This window comes from Nostoc sp. (genome assembly GCF_036917755.1).
Taxonomy (GTDB): Bacteria; Cyanobacteriota; Cyanobacteriia; order Cyanobacteriales; family Nostocaceae; genus Nostoc.
Window position 1 is genome coordinate 1 of the sequence record NZ_JBALFC010000062.1, and the last position, 17722, is coordinate 17722.

The following is a 17722-nucleotide window of genomic DNA, read 5'->3' on the forward strand; positions in this document are numbered from 1 at the left end:
GCTTTAGGATCTTTACTTGTTCGTAGGTCATTAATGCTACCCAACTCTAACTTATTTGTCCCACGCATCTGGGACTTTTGCAAGAGGTCTAATAGATACAAAAATACCGGAATAGTTTTAGGACTTACGCAAAATATCTCTCAAACTCTGATTTTCACCGTTCGCGCAGCGTCTCCCCTTGGGAGAAGTTCAGGTGCCAACGGCGGAAGCCGCCGCTCCGACTTCTCTCCGTGTACTCTGCGCCTCTGCGGTTCGTTATTCCGTAACTCGTGCGTAAGTCCTAAGTTTGATGAAACAGAGACATCTGTTCCTACGTCTCTGCAACACAAAGTTTTCCAGTCAGACAATTTGGGATTTTAGATTTATTGATCCGTAGGGTCAATCCGCTTACTGTGAGGAATTTGGATTTTGAATCTTTTAATCCAAAATCCAAAAGCGTTCGACTGAGCGCTCACGCCGAAGTCTAAAATCTAAAATTCGGTCAGTGTTCAGTGAAGCGGTGTATTAAGTTCACGGACTAACGATCGCAGTTTTCATAGCCTGGAAGAGATGACTCTGATCAACCACTCCTCGAACACCGGGCGCACTGTAAGTACCAGAGCTATCTGTGAACTGGAGCTTTTGTCCAAAGGATCGAGTCAGAGTTGATGAATAAGCACCCTGGTAGTAAACAGGTACAATCCGTCGGCTATGGCTACCCCAGAGGTACTTGTAATTTGGATCAGCTCCCCAGAAGTGACCAGCGTCTTTAGGGTTGTGCTTGTTGAAGGTGATGTCCTTAGCGTTATACTTCAAGCCTCTAGCTTTATTAGGATCAGGATTGGGAGTTAGCTTGGAAACAAAGTCATTATTCAGAGTCAGGTAGTGGTCATGATCAGCAGTAACAAGCAGCAGGTTTTTACTCCAACCACCATGCTTGTTTACCCAACTAATCACCTCCTGGACAGCTTTATCAAAATCATTCATGGTACCGATTAGGTTATCCATGTTGTTGTCATGAGCAGACCAGTCTACATCACCTCCCTCAATCATCAGCCAGAAACCGTCTTTGTCTTTACCTAGAACCTTTAGAGCTGCTTTGCTCAAATCAGCCAAAGTCGGATTTTCGTTAATCTCTCTGGCGATAAAACTAGCATCGGTTTCACCGGGAGCCAGAGGACGGACAGTATCAGGTGTGGGGCCAGAGACTGGGTTCCCTGCTGCATCAACCACAGGAACACAATCCCCAACTGTGCCAGGAATGATCTTACCTGATGGACAGGGACTTACAATCTTAACGACGGAGCTATAGAGCGAGGCGTTGTTCAGACCTGTCAGACTGTAGTCTCCCTTAGAAGAGCTAGTAGGAAGGTTGCCTTCTTGTCCACGGGCACCGTATAGACCAAATAATTTGCCTCCCTTATTTGGGTCGATGTTAGCAGCCGTCTTTAGCAATGTCTGAGTTGCATTCGGGCCACGTTCCAAAAAGGTATAGCCATAACGATTGGACTTAGGGTTATCACTGAGATGTTTGTAAGTGTCTTCTGTAATATAAGTGTAGTTAAAGACACCCTCTGCTGTAGTTGTACTACTTCTATTGTCAAAGTCTTTAGGATGACCGCCACCCAACAAAACATTAGGCTGAAAGTTTAGCAACGTCTGTTGCAGAATACTGTCTTGGTTAGTTTTGGTGGGGTCGTATTTACTGTCGTATTTGCTACGACGATTTACAAAAGAAGCGGCAGCACCAGGCGTTGCGTGGCTAATGGGTACGGAAGTAACTAGTCCTGTAGACTTACCTTTTTCTTTGGCAATTTCCAGGATGGTTTTCAACTTTTTCTCGTAAATGTCTACACCCATCGCGTTGTTAAAGCTCTTTACGCCCGTATAAAGAGTCGTGGCGGTGTTAGCAGAGTCGGGATAACTGTGTTTGATGTACTCTTTGTCGTAAGTACCAGGATTAGCAGGAGTCAGAGGAATCCAGGGAACAGGGCCGCCCTTGGTAGGGTCGTAACCTGTCAAATTCCCATCTGCCAAACTGTTGCCATCAAGTCGATCGCCTGGATTAAAAGGAGTAGGCTGGAATGAGAAGTTGGGACGAACCGGACTTGCACCTGTGAATGGATCAGACCCATCCAGAGCAGAGTTAGTTGTTAAGTGGGGCTGATCTTTTGGCTTCTCTGGTGTATTTCCCTGAATCGTTGTGCCATAGGTGGTCACTAATCCATATCCAGTTAGCTTTTGGAAGCTCAGACCTGAACCTTTCCCACTAGTGTAAAAAGGGGCACCTTTGGCAACGGCTGCGGCTCGTGCCAGATTCCAACCCATACCATCGCCAATCATGATAATTACATTAATTCCATTACCAGCGGCCATAGTGGGCTGAAAAACAGAATTAGCAAATATCAGCAGAATGCTACAGAGAAAGCCAACCATAGTCAAGGTTAGCGATCGCTTGTACTTTCGCAAAAATGAAATCATTTCAGTGCGCCTTAAAGTTAATTTGTTAGCCGTTAATACTGATAAAAATTGGGTTCTAGATGAGTAGCACTGAAGTCTGAGTACGTAGGAGTTACATCTAGCTGAGTAGAGGGTATTGTATGACTCTGGTTAGAGGCAGTTGCTGGTTGTTGATTCGATGTTCCGAAGAATAACAGGACTGCCAGAAACAGACCGGATATGAACCAAACTAATGTGCGTTTGTACTGTTTTAGTAATGAAATCATTTGGGATTTGGGAATTAAATTCATGATTGAGTAAACCTCTTAGTAAATAACCGATTAACAATCGTAATAATGCCAATAAGCATCATATTTAAATGTTGGTTTTATGAAAAATCCTTTAGTTTTTGATTTAGCTATTATTTGGTTTTAATTTGTTTTATTCGCAGACAAAATTAAAACTATATCTTGGTTAAACAAAGGATGAATTGGCATTGATGAAGGTTTTCTATAGCTAGTTAGCTGCAAAGTTATTTCAGCAATATTAAAGTTTGTTTGGAGGTGATCTTGCAACTGAGTAAGTAAGCGATCGCGTTCTTGGATAGTTGTACATTCAACAGTCAAATTGGCGCAAAGCATTACCTTATTTGAGCTAATTGCCCAGATATGAAGTTTTTCTACTTGGACAACACCAGCAAAAGACTTGAGAAATATTTCCACCTCGATCGGATCAATTGATTGTGGTGCATACTCCAAAAAAATCTTCAGGCTTTCTTGGACTAGGGGTAAAGCACTTAAACCAGTAAAAGTTGCAACTACTAAACTAATCGCGACATCTGCCCACCACCAATCCCAAAGATGAACTGCTAAAGCAGCGATAATTACGCCAACAGAACTAGCAGTATCGGCGATGACATGAAGCAAAGCCCCCCGTAAGTTTAAGTCGTCGTGAGTGTGGGGATGAAGCAAAGTAATGTTGAGTATATTGACGATTAAACCTAACACCGCAATTCCTAACATTGGTAAGCCCAAAATAGTTGCTGGATGTTGCCAGCGCCCAATAGCTTCCCATGAGATAAAAGTTGCGATCGCCACCAAACCTAATCCATTCAACAAAGCTGCGAAAACTTCGATACGCTGATGTCCGAATGTTGCCTGACTCTTAGCTGGTTGCTGTGCTAAGAAGCTTGCAAATAGTGATATTAGCAAGGCTGTAATATCAGATAATATATGTCCTGCATCTGCTTGTAGAGATAAACTTTGACTCCACAAACCCACACTCCACTCAGCAACAAAAAAACAAGCGAGTAAACCTAATGTTATCCACAATATCTTGGCTTTTTGCCGACTTTTAAGTACTTTTATCGAAGTATTTTCGCACTTACATTTATCCCCTTGAAGTAAAAGCATTACCCAAAAAACCTTGAAATTTAAAGTATTGTCCTGACTAATCGCCACCTCAAGATTTGTGATGGGTCTGTTTTAAATTTAGAATGCTACGTTCTCAAAGATTATTCTCAGATAGGCACTATATATTTCTGGAAATTACTCCCTAATTTTTTATTCTAGAGATACATAATTAGGACTTACGCACGAGTTACGGAATAACGAACCGCAGAGGCGCAGAGTACACGGAGAAATCAGAGTTTCAGAGATATTTTGCGTAATTCCTAATAATTTTAAATGCACTAATTTACTAAAACTAAGAATATATAAAAATTATCTTGGTTAATTTAAGGGATGGTAATGGTTACGTTAAAAATGATAATTTAAGTAGGTAGGCGTAATTAAACATAAAATCAAACCTCACCCTCAATCCCTCTCCATGAGTTCGGAGAGGGAAGCCGGAGGCAGAGTTTTTCCAAAGAGAATTAGCTACTAATTACGAATTACTAATTGTTTGACCTTTTCTGTTACCCAATCGACACGATCCTTTCCCCAAAACCTTTCGCCTTCCACTATCCAGGTTGGCACTCCAGGACAACCAAATTGCTCGTATTCTGCCAAGGCTGCCACTGCTGCTTGTTTAGCTGCTTCGCCGTATACTAATTCCAGAATGCGATCGCCATTCAGCCCAACATCATTTGCAACTTTCCTAATCACAGACTCATCGTTGACATCAAGCAGGTCAATATACGACGCTCGAAAGAAAGCAGCATCAAGCAGATGCTCCTTCCCAGTTCCACAAGCAGCGTAATACGCTCTGGCGGTCAGTTCTTCCCGACCAAACTTCATTTTCTCCCAGCGCTTGATCCACCTACCAAATTCTTCATACTCCTTGAGCCGAATTTCAATGCCGTACTTTTTCGCCCACCGCAGACAATCTTCTTTGTGATACGAAGATAATAGGGCGTTTTCAGTTCGTCCTTGCAGGTCAACTACCTTTATACCTCGCTCCTTCGGTATGTAGATTGGTCGTCGTTCAATATCAACAGGTAATCCCTGCAATGCTTTTTCGGCAAGGGCAATACCTATATATGAATTTGACGAGTGGTATATCGAGTAAGAGTAAACTTTGATTCGCTGTGACATCTTGGCTCGCATAGACACCTAACTGATAATATTACAAATTAGCGATCGCCGCGATCGGGTTGCATTAGCGAGTATTCAAGCATCGGAGTCCCCATGCCGCATGCCCCATGCTCAGTATCTGGTTGCTACAGTCGGGCTGAAAACTACTAAGCTGGTAGATAGCACGTTTAAACTTTAGCGGAAATTCCAAATCGCATTCATCGGCGATTTAAAATTCCCCATTGGCGAACTACCTGTAATTACATTATGTTTGATGCATTATCTGACCGTTTAGAATCCGCCTGGAAAAAACTGCGGGGACAGGACAAAATTTCTCAATCCAACATTCAAGATGCTTTGCGCGAAGTGCGCCGCGCCCTGTTGGAAGCAGATGTCAACCTCCAGGTAGTCAAAGATTTTATTAGCGAAGTCGAAGCCAAAGCACAGGGAGCCGAGGTGATTACCGGCGTGCGACCTGACCAACAGTTTATCAAAATTGTTCACGATGAACTGGTGCAGGTGATGGGAGAAGAAAATGTTCCCATAGTAGAAGCCCAGGAAAAGCCTACTATTGTGCTAATGGCTGGGTTGCAAGGTACTGGTAAAACCACAGCTACCGCTAAGTTAGCCTTACATCTGCGAAAATTAGATCGTAGCTGTTTATTGGTGGCGACAGACGTATATCGCCCAGCCGCGATCGACCAGTTGGTGACGTTGGGTAAGCAAATTGACGTACCAGTATTTGAACTAGGAAGCGATGCCGATCCCGTAGAAATTGCTCGGCAAGGTGTAGAACGCGCTAGGGCAGAAGGTGTAAACACAGTAATTATTGATACTGCTGGACGCCTGCAAATTGACGAAGAAATGATGGCGGAATTAGCCCGGATCAAAGCAACAGTCCAACCCCATGAAACTCTGTTGGTGGTGGACGCGATGACTGGTCAAGAGGCAGCCAATCTTACCCGCACCTTCCATGACAAGATCGGAATTACTGGGGCGATTCTCACCAAGTTGGATGGTGATAGCCGTGGCGGTGCAGCGCTTTCGGTGCGAAAGATTTCGGGAGCGCCGATTAAGTTTGTGGGCGTGGGTGAGAAAGTCGAGGCACTGCAACCATTTTATCCCGATCGCATGGCATCGCGGATTCTGGGAATGGGTGATGTTCTCACCCTGGTAGAAAAAGCCCAGGAAGAGTTTGACTTAGCAGATGCGGAGAAAATGCAGGAGAAAATTTTGTCAGCGAAGTTTGACTTTACTGACTTTCTCAAGCAGTTGCGGATGCTGAAGAATATGGGATCTCTGGGAGGCTTGATCAAGATGATTCCAGGGATGAACAAGCTCTCAGACGATCAACTCAAGCAGGGAGAAACCCAACTCAAGCGGTGTGAGGCGATGATTAACTCCATGACTCGCCAAGAACGCCACGACCCCGATTTATTAGCCAGTTCTCCCAGTCGTCGGCGGCGGATTGCTTCTGGCTCCGGTTATAGAGAGTCAGATGTCACAAAACTGGTGGGTGATTTCCAAAAAATGCGATCGCTCATGCAGCAAATGGGTCAAGGTGGCTTCCCTGGAATGCCGGGAATGTTCGGTGGTGGTGGCGGCATGGGTAATGCCTTCGCCGGTGCAGGCGATCGCCCCGCAGCCCCCGGATGGCGAGGTTATGGTGGTGGTGCCCCAGCCACCAAAAAGAAAAAGAAGGAGAAAAAGAAAAAAGGCTTCGGCAATCTTTAGTCGCTAGTCAGTAGACCAATGACCAATGACCAATGACCAATGACCAATGACTAATAGCAGCAAATGCTAGGCAGTGCTAAAATTAGCATTTCGACCTCAGAATTTATGAGCAGAGGAAACTGAACCCGCAATTTCTCGGCAACAGCCAGATTTCGGTTACTTCCTCGCTAACTAGTTGCTTAATATCTAACAACAGGAGAATGATTCTTCAACCATGATCAAACTGCGCTTGAAGCGATTCGGTAAAAAACGGGAAGCAAGTTACCGCATTGTCGCCATTAACAACCTCGCTCGCCGTGATGGCCGTCCCCTAGAAGAGTTAGGATTTTATAACCCCAGAACTGATGAAGTGCGACTAGACGTTCCTGGTATCGTCAAGCGACTACAACAAGGCGCTCAACCCACTGACACCGTTCGTCGCATTCTAGTAAAAGCTAATGTTTTTGAACAGGTCAGTGCAACAGCCGCATCATAATTTTGGAACAAAACTCCCAACAGCTAGTCCCAATTATGTTGGGCTGGTTAGGTTTTTAGTGCAGCCGTTTTTGGAATCTCCAGAGACTTTAAGCGTCGATTGTGAAATTTCTCAAGCCCTCAACCGGGTTTGGGTTCGCATCGCCTTTGAAAGCACAGATAAAGGGAAAGTGTTTGGTCGAGGAGGACGCAATATTCAGGCGATTCGTACAGTAATTGCCGCAGCAGCTGCTACTGCTGGGCAATCAGTATACCTGGATATCTACGGCAGCACCACGCCGGGCCGCGAGGGTATGTCTTTTGATGAAGACACAGAAGAGCGATCGCCACCGCCGACTAGGAGAGAACCTCGTGGAAATGATGGGCCTAAACCCATTGTTAAACCCCGCCTCCGCTAGATTAAAACTAGAGAGCAAGTCTGAGCGGTTGTCGTTACCTCCGCTCAGAATTTTTATCAGGATGGAAAGTAGCAAAAAGATTTTTGGATCTTTTTTTGGACTCTTCACCAGTAGGGGCGTACACCTGTACGCCCCTACAGCCAATTAATTTGTTGCAAAGATTTTTCCAAAATGTAAGTAATAAAAGCTTAATTTCGCCGTTAGCGAGAAAATATCAACCTTTGTCAAATACAGATCCTCACGAATTAAGAAATAATATGGCAGGTGCTTTAACAATTCAGCTGCCGAATGTTCCCAGCGCGATCGCTCTTGCCGGGGATGGAGAAGAAAATCTCAAAATCCTATCTCGACAAACAGGAGCTATTTTAGTGCTACGCGGACAGGAATTACTGATTTCTGGTACCGAAGGGCAAATTGATCTGGCTTCTCGATTAGTGCGATCGCTTGAAGACCTCTGGATTAAAGGCAATACTATTTCCAGTGCCGATATTTTAACAGCCCGTCAAGCCATAGATAGCGATCGGCAAGGGGAACTGCAAGATTTACAGCGAGATGTCCTCGCCAAAAGTCGCCGAGGTGAAGAAGTCCGCGCCAAAACCTTCCGCCAGCGTCAATATATCGACGCACTCCGTAGACGTGATCTTACCTTTGGTGTTGGGCCTGCTGGTACCGGTAAGACTTATCTGGCTGTGGTTGTCGCCGTGCAAGCACTCCTTGCTAACCAGTTTGAAAAGCTAATTTTAACTCGTCCTGCCGTGGAAGCTGGTGAAAAACTCGGTTTTTTACCTGGAGACTTACAGCAGAAAGTTAATCCCTATCTTCGCCCACTTTATGATGCTATTTATGAATTCATCGACCCAGAAAAAGTACCCAGTTTAATGGAACGCGGTGTGATTGAAGTCGCACCACTCGCCTATATGCGGGGACGCACCCTCAATAACGCCTTTGTAATTGTGGATGAAGCTCAAAATACTACACCCGCTCAGATGAAAATGGTTTTGACTCGTCTGGGTTTCCGTTCGCGGATGGTGATTACAGGCGACATGACACAAACTGATTTACCACTTCACCAACAATCGGGTTTAGGAGTAGCTTTACAAATTCTAAAACACGTTGAAGGCATTGCCTTTTGCGAATTTTCCCAAAAAGATGTCGTGCGCCATCCTCTAGTTCAGCGCATTGTCGCTGCTTATGAGCAATATGAAAAATAGGTATTGGGCATTGGGCATTGGGCATTGGGCATGGGGGATTAGTTAGGACTCATCGTTTAACAAATGACAAAGGACAAATGACAAATGACCACAACATTAAAAGAATTTTTAGCCGCTTGTGAAAATTTAGGAACTTTGCGTCTAATTGTTACTAGCAGTGCTGCTGTATTAGAAGCACGAGGTAAAGTAGAAAAGTTATTTTATGCAGAATTGCCTAAAGGTAAGTATGCGAATATGCACACCGAAGGCTTTGAGTTTCACTTGAATATGGACAAAATTATTCAGGTAAAATTTGAAACTGGTGAAGCGAAGAGAGGTAATTTTACAACCTATGCTATTCGGTTTTTAGATGATAAACAAGAGCCTGCTTTAAGCTTATTTTTGCAATGGAGTAAACCCGGAGAATATGAACCAGGACAGGTGGAAGCTTGGCAAGCTTTACGAGAGCAATATGGGGAAGTTTGGCAACCTTTACCAGCAGAGATTTAATATTGATAATTGGTAATTGGGAAAACGTAATCTTCAATTACCAGTTATTTAATTTAGCTAAGGCAAAGCCGTTAAACTAAAAAATATAGATTTTATTATCTCAAAGTTTTAATTATGTTAGCAATCTCAAGCTACCTTAATTTCCAAATTAAAAAATTATAATCAAATAAAAATACAAAAAAATACTCATACATACATAAATGAGTGAGTGAGTGAGTGAAAGGCAACAAGAATGATTGCCATAGTTAAAATATATAGCAGTCCTAAATCATTTGTGAAAATTTCTATTGATTCCTCTCTCTGCGCTCTCTGCGCCTCTGCGGTTGGTTAAAACAGTAATTTTCACAACTCAGATAGAATTGCTATAGGCTATAATTATAAATTTTAAGAAAAATTATTTAACGCAGTATACTAGACATTAAATGTCAATGTTTCATTGCCTAATATAATCATGAGCAATACTTTAATTAAATTATTATCCTGTTGATGATTTTTTAGTTAATAAATAATAAAAATTAAGCACAAAGTTAGTAATGCTTGCAATGAGAAAAACTTGGATTTTTTGCTTAGTTATTTCGTTTCTGCTGTGGACTGGCGAAGCTCTTGGAGGAGAGTTATCTGAACGGTTAGCAAATTTTCCCCAATGGGAAAAATTAACTTCAGTACAAGCGGCTTCGGGTGATTTGGTTTACCCTGAATGGATGGCTGGTTATTGGCAAGTTACAAGTACTTTGGTAGATTTAGCTGCACCTTTAGCACCAGATATTGTAACTCCAGGGTTTGAAGGTAATCGCCGACAATTAAATCAGCCTGTGAGTTTTGTAGTAAGATTTGTGAAACAGCAACCACATACTACTGGGTTCAAAATATTTCCTCAGATAGATTACAAATCCCCCATTCTAGTAGCAGATAGAGCGTTTAATAGCTTGAATTTGGCAAGGGCTTATTTAGGGGATGAAGCAGTGTTATTAGTGAAAGTAGATCCAGATTCACCTAATCGTCAGATTACGTTCTTGCGTAGCAGTCGTCAACTAGTTTCTATTGTGACTGCACGGGCGATAGAAACTACGCCTGATGGCAAGTTCATCACTACAGAAGTGTTTCAACAACTATTCAAAGGCGGTTCACGCCCCTATTTAAACTCTGTAGAATCTACCACCGCTTATCATAAACTTCCAACAGCTAATCCGGCGATTGAGGCAGATCAAATTACTGCTGTCTATCTTTCACCCCAAGATCCAGATTACTTTAAAGCTGGTTCTCGACCAGTTGCCCTCTATCGCTATCGCCTCAAATTTTCCGCTCAAGAACTACCAACTACTCCTAAAGAGTGATTTGTCATCTAGCTATTGACTAGAGTGTAATACGTTTGTAGTATATAAATTCCAAGTTTACGATCGCGCTCTTGGACGGTGTGCATCATGGCTAAATTTCAAGATATTGTCAATTACTTTCACTCTGAATGGAAGCTGAGTCTTTTCAGCATTACAACATCCAGCATTTACGAAATTATTGATTTGGTTGTCCCTTATGCGATCGGGCAGATTTTAAACGTTTTGTCTGGTCAACCGTTGGATAAACCACTTCAAAGTGCGATTGCAACTGTTTCCGACATCACCAATTACCCAGTTACTAAAACTCTATCTTTGGGTGTATTACTGGGTTTAATTTTCGTTGTCACCGTAGTGAGAGCGCCAACACAACCTTGGTTAACCCATTGGTTTCATTGGGATATATCCTTAAGGTTGCGTCGCCAGAAAGCCCAAACAGCCATAGAAAAAATTCTCACTCTCCCACTGGAATTTTATGATCAAAATAACCCCGGACGCATTGCTGGAAGAATAGCTAGAGGTCTAACTAACCACACCTATACATATCCCGAAGTTGCCGGACAATTGATTCCTAGATTAGCTCGTGTACTGGGAATTTTCGTGTTTATCTTAGTAATTGAGTGGCGAATTGCGATTTTATATCTGATTTCCTTTGTAGTTATCCTTAGCTTGAGCTTGAGGAATTTACAGCAGATAATTTGGCACGAAACTCTTCTGGATAAATATGCAGAAGATACGGAAAGCCGCAATTCGGAACTGATCACCAACATCAAAACGGTGAAAGCATTTGCTACAGAAGCTAAGGAACTGAAACGGCAAAAGCTACGTTTGGATCGTGAACTAACGCTGGTTGAGTATCGTATCCACAAAAGTTATGTGAAACTGGCTACTTGGCAAAGGACTGTAATTCAGTTTTGCGTGTTTACTATCCTGGGTTTGACTCTAGCAGCAACAGTACATGGGAAAATTTCTCTTGGTCACTTTATCATGACCTTGACTCTTTCTAGCATGGCTTATGCCGAATTAGAACCTATTAGCACTTTGGCAGAAGTTTTTGCCCGTCGTTATTCTTCGATGCTGCGGTTTCACGAATTTCTCCAAGAGCCAACTGCATCTGATTCAGCTAGTCTTTTAGAAGAGAGCAATCAGACAGAATTACCCTATAAATTTACTGGAAAAGTTGAGTTGTCCCACCTCAGTTTTGGATATGATGCCAACCGTCAAGTTTTGCAAGATATTAACTTGTTGATTGAGCCATACCAAACAGTGGCATTAGTGGGGCGTTCCGGTTCTGGTAAGTCTACTTTAGTGAAATTGCTGTTGCGATATTTTGAACCTCAAGAAGGTCAAATTCTGATTGATGGTCAAGATATTCGCACTTTGGATGTGGGTAAGTATAGACGAAGGCTAGCGATCGTTCACCAAGAAGTAGACGTTTTCAACGGTACTATCTTGGATAACCTCACCTACGGTAGAACGAATGCTACTTTGGAGCAGGTTCACCAAGCTTGTAAAATTGCCAGAGTCGATGAAGTAGTGCAGCAGTTACCCCAAGGTTATTACACCGTTGTGGGGGAACGAGGTGTCAGGTTATCTGGAGGACAAAGACAACGCTTGGGAATTGCTAGGGCGTTGCTAGTGGAACCAGACGTACTAATTTTTGACGAAGCCACCTCTAGTTTAGATTATGAGTCTGAGCGTTCAATTCAGCTAGCGATGCGATCGATTCAGGGAACTTGCACCACCATCGTCATTGCCCACCGTTTAAGTACAGTGCGAGAAGCCGATAAAATTGTGGTTCTGGAGCAAGGAAAGATTGTAGAAGTGGGTAGCCACAATGAACTCTTGCGTCACGAGGGTATTTACCGCCGCTTGCACTCCCTGCAAGAAACAGGAGAACTCCTGAGTTAATAAAAATTTTGGATTTTGGATTTTGGATTGACCCCACGAATCAATCCGCTTGATTCAATCGACCTTACTGCCAAAGGTCGATTTTTTTACCGAAAAATTGGGTTTAAAGCCCCGTCGTTCTACGACGGCTTTGTATTTGGCAATCGCTTAATATAATCACGCAGAATTTCAGCCGGAGTGATCTGCTTAGATTCTGCATAAGCTTTAAGCTTTGCCCACTCTTCATCTGAAAATCTCAGATTGTATACTTTTGGTCTATTCATTTGTAGCCTGTATATGCTACGCTAATTCTAGCAGGAAAGGTAATCAACTTGGCCTTTAAACCTTGTTGCCTAACGGCTTTTCTGTTCCTTGACAATTAAATCTATGCGGTTCTACTGCATTGTTCTAGTTTCCTCCTGGCAGTAGGTAAAAGATTTATACCGAGCGTGACGACTCAGAATTTTGAGACTATTTGTTTCAAACTAAACAGGACTTGCACGGCAGTTGCAACAAGAGTGGCATAGCCGCCCAACGCACTGCTGGACTCAATGCAACTACCGCTCTTGCCTCGGAAAGTTAACGCTTGGGAGCCAGTGCGTTGGGCGGCTGCGCCGACTTGAAGCACCTGGCGTGGAGAGTCTCACCTCTGGCTTAGATGACGCAAGGACTCTAAGTTAAGTGATCTCATTGAGCCAAGAATCCCCGTCGATTTATCGCGGGGAGTGTCAATCTTATCGGCTTCTTTCTGCGCCGCCTCACTGTATTTCTTATATAGTTGAGTCCGAATCTTAGCTTCCTGATAACGGCTGTAGTTTTGTGGCACCGTGCCCATTAAATCTGAAGCTCGTTGCCATTTAGCAGCAATCTCTAACCACTGAGTTGAGGTTGTGGCTGTTTTGCCAGATACAGAAGCTTGGTTAGCAATTCGCACAGATATTGGAAATGGGTCATCAGATGGCTCAGAAAGGCTATTGTTAGCAGCACGGGATGGTGTTTCGGCTTTCTTATTGCTAGTATTTTCTGTAGTTAGAGATTTGGAAGTTTCTAGTTGCATTAGGTTTTTTAGTTTATTGCCTAACTGGGCATAAACAACCCAAGCAAGCAACAACAGTGAGCATAAACCAGCTGCTGCTAATATCGTTGTTTGAGGTTTATTTTTGTGTTTTTCTTTGTTAATGAGTACTAAAGGACGAGAGACTTGAGTTTTAGGAAAATTTGGTTTTCCTAGTTCAGCTTGAGCTTCTGTGAAATCTTTAATTAGTTGCTTTAGAATATTAGGCTGAATTAATGTAATTTCGTGTGACCAAAGCAATTGGTTTTCGCGATCGCTATCTATTTCTTTTAACCAAAGTAATTGTTGTTCCCGAACAATTCGACTGTTGATATTGACTTTGCGAATGTGACGCGGGGTGATGGATTCAAGAATTTGCTGGATTTGTTCGACGACGGGAGATTGCTCAAGTTGCTCTACCCTAGCCGCTTCGCACAGAAGTTGTAAGACACCATTAGAAAAAATGGCTCTAGTTCTGACACCAGACTTGGCTAGCTTTTCATTCAATAGCTGAATAATCGCAGCAACGCTACCTTGGTGAGCTTGCCAAGCGATATCGTTTATTCGGTCTACCATCTGAAATTTAGTGATAGCTCTTCCACCCTGATTGATTAACGTATTCATTAATTTAGGGACTCTTTTCTACTTACCTTGATCTTGTCTTCGATTTTACGAGTAAAAAGATGAGTTGCCAAATAAAATCATAAATCTAGAGCCTTGCTTCTCGGTTCGGCAAGGAGGCTCGATTGCGCTCAGTTAATTTGATATAATACATTATGATGTCTTTTAGCGATCGCCTTTTGTCAGGTTCAGTTCGGCGAATGGATTCTGTGATGGTGCAAAGCACCCGTCATAGGCGATCGCATTCTCTATAGCTAGATAGTATCAGGGTCAACGCCAAGCGATCGTAACTGTTCCTTCAACCTTTCCACCTGCGATTCTGCTTGTCTTACTTGCTCTTGGGCTTGTTCCCTCGCCAATCTTTCCTGTTTCAGCGCCTCTGCCAACTCCTCTGGAATCAGTAACTTTTCCCCAGTGTCTTCTCGATAAAAACCAATCAGTTGCCCCTCTATTTGCAAGCGCAGCTGCAAAGGTTCACATCGGCTATCTCTAATTGGCTCATACACCTCGCCTCGCAGCCGATAGCCTTGCAATTGCTCCTTAATCCACTCTCCCTTGGGGTCAAATAACCAGTATTCCAGTACCCCTAACTGCTCATACAGCGTCTTCTTGAAGCCCGTGTCCTGGTTTCTAGTACCCTCCGAGGTCATTTCAAAGATTACCACAGGCACTTGTCCCTCTTCCCATATCTTGTAATTATCCCGACCTCCAGGAGCGACATTAAAAATTACCATTACATCTGGGGCTACCCGTAACCTCGGAAAACCCTGAGCATAATAGAGAAACTGGTTACTCAAAACCGTTGCTTGCTGACCCAGCAAATATTGCCTCAATACTTCTAAAGTTGCCAGTAGAGCACATAAATGAACATAACTTTCTGCCAAAGGTTCACCATCCGAGCTTGGGTAAAAAACTTCTGTTGATTGAGAACTGGGTAAGAGGCTAGTCACGTCGCTTTGCTCCGAATTCAAAATTCAAAATTCAAAATTCAAAATTAACAATCCCCATACTTCGACAAGCTCAGTAACCATAAATAAATTTAGTTGCTCTGTATCATGAGTCTGTTTCGGTCATAATTAGCCACCTGGTTGAAAGGATGGGTGCATGATTATATTATCTCAGAGACTTTCGCTGATATTTCTGGAACTGCTGAGTAAACGAAGGGGGCAGGAGAGCAGGGGGAAGAATAACTAATGCCCAATGCCCAATGCCCCATGCCCAATGCCCCATGCCCAATGCCCCATGCCCAATGCCCCATGCCCCATGCCCCATGCCCAATGCCCTAATCTTTTTAGAAGTGTATCGTTCACAAACCCAACAAAATAGCTGTATCAGGATACTTTTGTGAGGAATTCTCGCTTTTTTTGCCTTTTTTCTACAATGGCAAGAATATTTAGCACTGCGATCGCTACATTAGAAGATATATAAACAAAAATCATTGTTGGTTTTTATTCATCCGCAGTTCACACAAAAACATGAGTGCAAGTACCATTATTTCCGACAATCCCCTACTTCAAGGCATTGGTTTACCTCCCTTTGCAGAGATTAAACCAGGACGAGTAGTACCAGCCTTCAATCAGTTGCTGGCAGAACTCGACCAGCAGCTTGCCATCTTAGAGGCTAGTGTAGAGCCTACTTGGAGTGGTTTAGTAGAACCCTTAGAAAAGCTGACAGAACGGCTTACTTGGAGTTGGGGGGTGGTGAATCATTTAATGGGTGTTAAAAATAGCCCAGAACTGCGCGAAGCTCATGAAATCGTACAGCCACTAGTTGTACAATTTATCAACAAGCTCGGTCAAAGTCAACCCATCTACAATGCTTTTAAAGCACTCCGTGCCAGTGATAATTGGGCAACTTTAGAATTAGCCCAGCAGCGCATTGTCGAAGCCGCGATTCGAGATGCACAACTTTCGGGTGTTGGCTTAGAAGGAGAAGCAAGAGAGCGTTTCAACGCCATACAAATGGAGTTAGCAGAACTTTCTACCAAATTCTCTAACCATGTACTTGATGCCATTAAAGCCTTCAGCTTAACCCTGACAACACAAGCGGAAATTGACGGTTTACCACCAAGCTTAGTGAGTTTAGCAGCCCAAGTAGCTCGTGCTGCTGGCGAAAGCAACGCCACACCTGAAAATGGCCCTTGGCGGATTACTTTGGACTTCCCCAGCTATGGCCCTTTCATGCAGCACAGCACCCGTCGAGATTTGCGCGAAAAGCTCTACAAAGCTCATATCACCCGCGCTTCTGCTGGCGATTTGGATAACAACCCCTTAATTGAGCGCATTTTGAAGTTGCGCCAAGAACTCGCAGAGATACTAGGCTTTAAAAGTTTTGCCCAATTGAGCCTAGCGAGTAAAATGGCTCCCAACGTTGAGGCCGTTAACGCCCTGTTAGAAGAACTACGCCGCGCTAGTTATGATGCTGCTGTCAAAGACTTGGCACAACTCAAAGCTTTTGCAGCAGCACAGGGAGCAGCAGAAGCTACGGATTTAAAACACTGGGATATCAGCTTTTGGGCGGAACGCCAACGAGAAGCAAAATTTGCCTTTACCTCTGAACAATTGCGTCCCTACTTCTCCCTTCCCCAAGTGTTAGACGGCTTATTTGGACTAGTCAAGCGGCTGTTTAGCGTCACTGTCACCTCTGCCGATGGTCAAGCGCCAGTATGGCATGAAGATGTCCGTTATTTCCAAATTGCTGACGAAACTGGTTCTCCCATAGCCTACTTCTACTTAGACCCCTACAGCCGTCCAGCCGAGAAACGCGGTGGTGCTTGGATGGATGTGTGCATCAATCGCGGTAAAATCACTGAAAATGGTGTCACTGCCATCCGCTTACCTGTAGCTTATTTGGTGTGTAATCAAAGTCCTCCCGTAGATGGTAAACCTAGTTTGATGACTTTCTCGGAAGTAGAGACTTTGTTCCACGAGTTTGGTCATGGATTGCACCATATGCTAACCAAGGTTGACTATTCGGGAGCCGCAGGCATCAATAACGTCGAGTGGGATGCAGTGGAACTACCTAGTCAGTTTATGGAAAACTGGTGCTATGAGCGACCCACTTTGTTTGGAATGGCGAAACATTACGAAACTGGGGAAGCCCTACCGGAGCATTATTATCAAAAGCTGCTAGCGGCGCGTAATTATATGAGTGGTACTGCTACGTTGCGGCAGATTCACCTGAGCAGTCTTGATTTAGAACTACATTATCGTTATCGCCCTGGTAGTAATGAAACTCCCTCAGAGGTGCGTCATCGCATCGCTAAGACTACTACCGTTTTACCACCACTTCCAGAAGATTCTATTTTGTGTGCTTTTGGACATATTTTTGAAGGTGGTTATGCAGCAGGCTACTACAGTTACAAGTGGGCTGAGGTACTGAGCGCTGATGCTTTTGCTGCTTTTGAAGAAGCTGGGCTAGAAGATGAAGAAGCGATAAAAGCTACAGGTCGGCGTTATCGGGATACGGTGCTGGCACTTGGTGGCGGTCAGCATCCAATGGAGGTGTTTAAAACTTTCCGGGGTCGTGAACCAAGTACGATCGCTTTGCTCAGGCACAATGGTTTAGTCAGTGCTGCTGTAAACTAAAC

16 protein-coding genes are annotated in these 17722 nt (G+C 43.6%); 10 read left to right on the top strand and 6 right to left on the bottom strand.

Going from position 1 to position 17722, the window contains the following annotated elements; translation table 11 throughout:
* On the top strand, window positions 1-360 hold a 360-nt coding region (locus V7L05_RS15220), incomplete at its 5' end, for a hypothetical protein (RefSeq protein ID WP_335165146.1).
* A gap of 150 nt (window positions 361-510) precedes the next feature.
* On the opposite strand, the gene V7L05_RS15225 is transcribed toward V7L05_RS15220, so the two are convergent.
* From V7L05_RS15225 to V7L05_RS15235, 3 genes are all read right to left on the bottom strand, one after another.
* Window positions 511-2460, bottom strand: a complete 1950-nt coding sequence (locus tag V7L05_RS15225) for an alkaline phosphatase (RefSeq protein WP_335165148.1) — start codon at window positions 2458-2460, stop codon at window positions 511-513.
* A gap of 389 nt (window positions 2461-2849) precedes the next feature.
* Window positions 2850-3878 carry a cation diffusion facilitator family transporter gene (locus V7L05_RS15230; RefSeq protein ID WP_335165150.1) on the bottom strand — a complete coding sequence of 343 codons (1029 nt, stop codon included), beginning with the start codon at window positions 3876-3878 and terminating at the stop codon, window positions 2850-2852.
* 420 nt (window positions 3879-4298) lie between these two features.
* Window positions 4299-4952, bottom strand: coding sequence for a DsbA family protein (locus tag V7L05_RS15235; RefSeq protein WP_335165152.1), 654 nt, complete (start codon window positions 4950-4952; stop codon window positions 4299-4301).
* A gap of 246 nt (window positions 4953-5198) precedes the next feature.
* Between V7L05_RS15235 and ffh the strand changes: the two genes are divergently transcribed.
* The 7 genes from ffh (at window position 5199) to V7L05_RS15270 (ending at window position 12479) form a co-directional block, all read left to right on the top strand.
* On the top strand, window positions 5199-6665 hold the full coding sequence (ffh, locus tag V7L05_RS15240) for a signal recognition particle protein (protein WP_335165154.1): 1467 nt from the start codon (window positions 5199-5201) through the stop codon (window positions 6663-6665).
* 214 nt (window positions 6666-6879) lie between these two features.
* Window positions 6880-7140, top strand: a complete 261-nt coding sequence (gene rpsP / locus V7L05_RS15245; protein WP_012409382.1) for a 30S ribosomal protein S16 — start codon at window positions 6880-6882, stop codon at window positions 7138-7140.
* Window positions 7103-7537: a KH domain-containing protein gene (locus V7L05_RS15250; protein ID WP_335165155.1), complete on the top strand. Its 435-nt coding sequence runs from the start codon at window positions 7103-7105 to the stop codon at window positions 7535-7537. Before rpsP ends, V7L05_RS15250 begins: the two co-directional genes overlap by 38 nt.
* 257 nt (window positions 7538-7794) lie before the next feature.
* Window positions 7795-8748 (top strand): PhoH family protein, encoded by a 954-nt coding sequence (locus V7L05_RS15255; protein WP_335165195.1) that lies wholly within the window; start codon window positions 7795-7797, stop codon window positions 8746-8748.
* A gap of 84 nt (window positions 8749-8832) precedes the next feature.
* Window positions 8833-9237: a ChuX/HutX family heme-like substrate-binding protein gene (locus V7L05_RS15260; RefSeq protein ID WP_335165157.1), complete on the top strand. Its 405-nt coding sequence runs from the start codon at window positions 8833-8835 to the stop codon at window positions 9235-9237.
* Window positions 9238-9779: 542 nt separating this feature from the next.
* Window positions 9780-10571, top strand: a complete 792-nt coding sequence (locus V7L05_RS15265; RefSeq protein WP_442937863.1) for a DUF6816 family protein — start codon at window positions 9780-9782, stop codon at window positions 10569-10571.
* An 87-nt stretch (window positions 10572-10658) separates the two neighbouring features.
* Window positions 10659-12479, top strand: coding sequence for an ABC transporter ATP-binding protein (locus tag V7L05_RS15270; protein WP_335165159.1), 1821 nt, complete (start codon window positions 10659-10661; stop codon window positions 12477-12479).
* A gap of 119 nt (window positions 12480-12598) precedes the next feature.
* On the opposite strand, the gene V7L05_RS15275 is transcribed toward V7L05_RS15270, so the two are convergent.
* The 3 genes from V7L05_RS15275 to V7L05_RS15285 all read right to left on the bottom strand — a co-directional run bounded on the left by V7L05_RS15275 (window position 12599) and on the right by V7L05_RS15285 (window position 15083).
* Window positions 12599-12742: a hypothetical protein gene (locus V7L05_RS15275; RefSeq protein WP_335165160.1), complete on the bottom strand. Its 144-nt coding sequence runs from the start codon at window positions 12740-12742 to the stop codon at window positions 12599-12601.
* Between the two features lie 359 nt (window positions 12743-13101).
* Entirely contained in the window at window positions 13102-14136 is a 1035-nt protein-coding gene (locus V7L05_RS15280) for a hypothetical protein (protein WP_335165161.1), read from the bottom strand.
* Between the two features lie 251 nt (window positions 14137-14387).
* Window positions 14388-15083 (bottom strand): Uma2 family endonuclease, encoded by a 696-nt coding sequence (locus V7L05_RS15285; protein ID WP_335165163.1) that lies wholly within the window; start codon window positions 15081-15083, stop codon window positions 14388-14390.
* A gap of 257 nt (window positions 15084-15340) precedes the next feature.
* Here V7L05_RS15285 and V7L05_RS15290 point away from each other — a divergent pair, with 257 nt between their 5' ends.
* Window positions 15341-15481 carry a hypothetical protein gene (locus V7L05_RS15290; protein WP_335165165.1) on the top strand — a complete coding sequence of 47 codons (141 nt, stop codon included), beginning with the start codon at window positions 15341-15343 and terminating at the stop codon, window positions 15479-15481.
* A 127-nt stretch (window positions 15482-15608) separates the two neighbouring features.
* Window positions 15609-17720, top strand: coding sequence for a M3 family metallopeptidase (locus tag V7L05_RS15295; RefSeq protein ID WP_335165166.1), 2112 nt, complete (start codon window positions 15609-15611; stop codon window positions 17718-17720).
* The last annotated feature ends 2 nt before the right edge of the window (window positions 17721-17722 follow it).